Source organism: Hominimerdicola alba 8 (genome assembly GCF_000178155.2).
In the GTDB taxonomy this organism is placed as follows: domain Bacteria; phylum Bacillota; class Clostridia; order Oscillospirales; family Ruminococcaceae; genus Hominimerdicola; species Hominimerdicola alba_C.
In genome coordinates this window covers 1-4,356 of the sequence record NZ_ADKM02000042.1, presented here as the reverse complement: position 1 = coordinate 4,356, position 4,356 = coordinate 1, and the positions used below count along the sequence as shown (strand labels likewise).

The following is a 4,356-nucleotide window of genomic DNA, read 5'->3' as shown; positions in this document are numbered from 1 at the left end:
TCGGAAATATCGAAGAAAAATCAATACCAAAAGAAACTGTCACCATTTCCGAACACAAGCGCAAGAAAAAGCGCACTCACGATGATTGGATGAGTAGTCTTAAGATCAAAGAGGAACATCATGAAATAGAAGCTCCCGTATGTGAAATATGCGGTGCCGAAATGAAAGATATCGGTACAGAAAAGGCTTACGATGAACTTGTATATACTCCTGCCAAGTTTCATATCCGCAGGCATATCGTACATAAATACAAGTGTCCCGAGTGCGGAGAAAAGCCCGAGGAAAGGGACGAAAACTGTCATATCGTTCGTGCAACCTATCCTCATGCTATGATCCTGGGGAGCTATTGTTCTCCCGAACTTCTGGCACATATCATCTACGAAAAATATGCAAAATCAGTACCTCTGCACCGTCAGGAAAAGGACTTTAATTCAAAAAAGATACCGCTGCTGAAAGCTACGATGTCAAACTGGGTAGGTCATGCTGCCGAAAAATGGTGTCTGCCTATTGTCGAGAAAATGCACAAAATGCTTATCGCAGGAAATATCATTCACGCCGATGAGACAACAGTTCAGGTACTGCACGAGGAAGGCAGAAAGCCTACCACGACATCAAGAATGTGGGTCTACTGCAACGGCAAAATGAATGACAGGAGCATCATCATTTTCGATTACCGACCGACAAGAAAAGGTGAGCACGCAAAAAATTTTCTTGCCGGCTTTACCGGATATCTGATCTGTGACGGATACGATGCTTACAATGCAGTCGAAGGTGCAAAAAGATGTGGCTGCTGGACTCATAACAGACGACATTTTGTAGAGTGTCTGCCGAAAGACAAGTCAGCTTACAGTACTTCTGTCGCAGCAAAGGCGGTTGCTTTTTGCAACAGGATATATCACGAAGAAAGTCTGCTTGCCGACAGCTCCGCAGAATACAGATATGAACAGCGCCTTGCGAAGGTAAAGCCTTTGCTTGACGAGTTTTTTGCGTGGCTTGAAACTGTTCAGGTCAGTGGAAAGGGAAAGCTGACAGATGCAGTGAGGTATGCTCTGAACGAGCGGAAATATCTTTACACATTTCTCGAAAATGGTGATATTCCGATCGACAATAACAGAGCCGAGAATGCAATCCGCCCATTTGCAGTTGGAAGAAAAAACTGGCTTTTCAGCAATACAGCAAACGGTGCGAAAGCAAGTGCAGCACTGTACTCGATCATTTCAACTGCACAGGCGAATGGTCTGGATGCGGAAAAATATCTGACAGAGCTGTTTTCACAGACGGCAGGAACGATATTATTACCATGGAGGGAAGAAAAATGAAAGAAGTATTTGACAAATGCTGTTACTGCAATGCACCGCTGAAACTCGAGATAAGTGAGACCTCGATCCATACATTTCAAGGTCACAGGAATGAATTCACGATAAAGCATGAACCAAGTCTCGCCTGCACAAAATGCAATAACATGTTTCAGGCTGAGTCGTATCAGTTTGAAAAAACTGATGCTTTTCTACATTTTCTGATGTCGATCAAGCTGAAGAAAGCTGAGATCGAGTACAAGGATATGATCAAGTACGTAGATAACGTACTGAAATTCAAAGGCAATGAATGATTAATGAGACCCTGCCGGGATGGCAATTCCGGCAGGGTCTTAATTTTTAGGTTGCGGAAAGTTTGACGGTTACGTTGTCAGAAATGGAAACTCGCTCTTGCTTATTCTATTGAAAAAGTAGTTTTTTAGGCTCAAATTTTGTGGATACCTACTATTAAATTTGACGGGATAAGATTACCATTATTTGAAAAACAAATATTGCTATGTAAGCCAGGTTCTTCATTGTGTATAATCCGATACAAGTAGTGTATCGCAGTAGTGATTAATAGCTTTACTGAAATCGAATCGTTGTTACTTGGTTCAAGAAACTCTACAATTATCGGAATTGATAGTCTCTTATATTCTTCTAAAATAATATCTGCTTTATTATCATATTTCACATAAGCATAATTAGCAACAATTTCAGGTTCGTCAGTATAATCATGACAGCCAAATGCTTGCGGTGTAGTGCTTGCTTCAAACATAAGCATTGCAAAAGGTCCTCCATGAATTCTTGCATCACTCAGTTTCAATTCAGTAAGCCATTTATTATGTCGTTGGATATCGCTTGTGCAGTCTTTCACTTTAATGCTTAGTTTACAAGCTATGTCGTCAACCATTCGTGTGATTTTAGGATACATTTCTGATAGTGGTAGTATGCCATAGGTTATATAGTCATCCGGATTCATAGATCTTGCTCCATGAAACCAATGCACCGTTGGGCGTTCAATAAAAAGCTCAGCATTAGGAAAAGCATTTTGCAAAATATACTCTCCAAAATCGTCCGAAATGGAATCATCAGGCAAATCACTAGTAATCACTCGCAAGATATAGACACATATAGGCAGGCAAAACAACTTCTCGATTCACTCTTATTGCGAATATTGATTCTCCTATATCGAAATCATTCGGTTCATTTTTTATCAGGTGACAATGACCGATAGGCGCTCTGCTTGAAAACAGAATATCACCAACCTTGATATTCGACCTTCGATGTATGATACTTTTGGCTCTTTCATCAATAAAATCGCATTTTGAAAAATCCACTGTTCCAAATTTGGTTAGATTCTTCGCAGTGATGTATTTAATATCGCCAGTTCCCAATGTAAAGTTTTTTCTTGGATTCAATCCAGTATTTATATGTTCTATACATTCGCTGAATTTAAGAATTTTCCAACCGCGCTTTAAAACCATTTCTTTAACTGTCATTTTAATTCCTACCAATCTTGGACTTTCAAATATGAAATTGTAAGCAGAACTCATTTTCCAAAAATGAAGCTCACAATTCTATCACTTGCTACATCAGTAGCATTTTCAATATCCTGCTTGCACCAATAAGGCTTAGTATCATTCTCATATTTCTTGACTAAGGCAGTTGCAACAGGATATTCGCTATCAATATAGCCAGTCTTATCGGAGAGCTTAGTAGATACCTTAGTCCTGAACCACTCGTTACCGATAGATCTATTGATCTTTTCTTCAAGAAGTATCTTGTTGCCGAGCTTATTTACCGTATCATCAAACTCTTCCTTGCTGTCGATCTGGGCATCTTTTCTGATAGCATCAAGGTTTGCACCACTCTGAGGCATAATATGTTCTATGTCATATTTGCTGCCAAGAACAAACGACAGTTCTTTTTCCTGAGCAAAAAGATACTCGTTCAGGTATACAAGCATATTCCTGTCGTATTCAGACACATACTTCTTGATTTCGTCAGCTTGCCATTTCTCTGAGATATGCTTATCGAAATCAGCCTTAATATCTTGCACAGATACAGAGCTGTCAGCCATTTTAACTATCTCACCGAAAAGGAATGTCTTGAATGTACTGCTGGAATAGCCTATATCTACAAGTTCCAGTACAGTAAAGAGCCTTAGCAGACAAACTGCAATTTCATTAACATCTTCCTCAGATATTTTGTCTGCATCAAAGCGGTGAAAAAAGCTTGCTAAAAACAGCTTTGCATTATCATTGAACTTCAAAAGAACCTGAATAATAGGATAAGCAGATGCTTTCTTCCATATCTTTGCAATGTTTATCATTTGATTGCATAGTCCGATAGGATCATTGAGAAGCTCTTTGTTGTCATCTGTAAAGTATCTTCTAAGACCTGGTGTTGTTACATTTATTGAGCCGGTAGCTGTAACAATCTCATTGTTCTTGTTCTTTGCACGTTCAAAATACATCTGCTGCATAAGGATCGCATCAATGCTCTTTACAATACCACTTTGCTTCAAATCATCTATCTTCTCAAGCAGTTCTTTCCAAAGTTTAGCAAAACTCATACTTGCATTGTTCTTTTCAGCCACAGCGAATAGTTTTGCCGAGATAATATCTGAATCATCAAGAGGCAAACCGTCAGAGTTTAGAGAATTAAACATATTAATAGCCTGCTCAACCTTCCAGCTCTTTATCTCGATAACCTCACAATTATCTATAAGGGTTTTGGCAAATAGATTAAGTTCCGAATCAGATAGTTCCTTTGCTCTATCGTAAAAATATTTAAAGTTTCTAAAGAAATTCGTGTATTTATTATCTTTGTGCTTGCGGTTATTCTTGTATACCTTATTCTCCGCTTCAGCAAAATCAACAGCACCTAATATTGTCTGTAACTCAGTCTTGTATAGCTCATTGATAGAGCAGTTCTCAACAATTGGATCGCTACTACAAATAGCCCTATCAGTTACCATGTCAGGTTTGTCGGGGATAACCTCTGTTTCTGCTCTATACAGAATTCCCATAATTTTTCTTCTACGTTCTTTCAGTCC

The 4,356-nt window shown here is 39.0% G+C and carries 5 protein-coding genes; 2 read left to right on the top strand and 3 right to left on the bottom strand.

Going from position 1 to position 4,356, the window contains the following annotated elements; genetic code table 11:
* The coding region (tnpC, locus tag CUS_RS03945; protein ID WP_002847648.1) for an IS66 family transposase at positions 1-1,319 on the top strand (1,319 nt) is incomplete at its 5' end.
* Complete coding sequence (locus CUS_RS03940) at positions 1,316-1,609, top strand: hypothetical protein (RefSeq protein ID WP_002847651.1); 294 nt, start codon at positions 1,316-1,318, stop codon at positions 1,607-1,609. The genes tnpC and CUS_RS03940, both read left to right, overlap by 4 nt.
* Before the next feature lie 131 nt (positions 1,610-1,740).
* On the opposite strand, the gene CUS_RS03935 is transcribed toward CUS_RS03940, so the two are convergent.
* The 3 genes from CUS_RS03935 to CUS_RS03925 all read right to left on the bottom strand — a co-directional run.
* Positions 1,741-2,352, bottom strand: a complete 612-nt coding sequence (locus CUS_RS03935; protein WP_037276474.1) for a hypothetical protein — start codon at positions 2,350-2,352, stop codon at positions 1,741-1,743.
* Positions 2,353-2,398: 46 nt separating this feature from the next.
* Positions 2,399-2,797 (bottom strand): hypothetical protein, encoded by a 399-nt coding sequence (locus CUS_RS03930; RefSeq protein ID WP_037276473.1) that lies wholly within the window; start codon positions 2,795-2,797, stop codon positions 2,399-2,401.
* A 50-nt stretch (positions 2,798-2,847) separates the two neighbouring features.
* Positions 2,848-4,356: HNH endonuclease family protein (locus CUS_RS03925; protein WP_037276470.1), on the bottom strand; the 1,509-nt coding region annotated here is incomplete at its 5' end.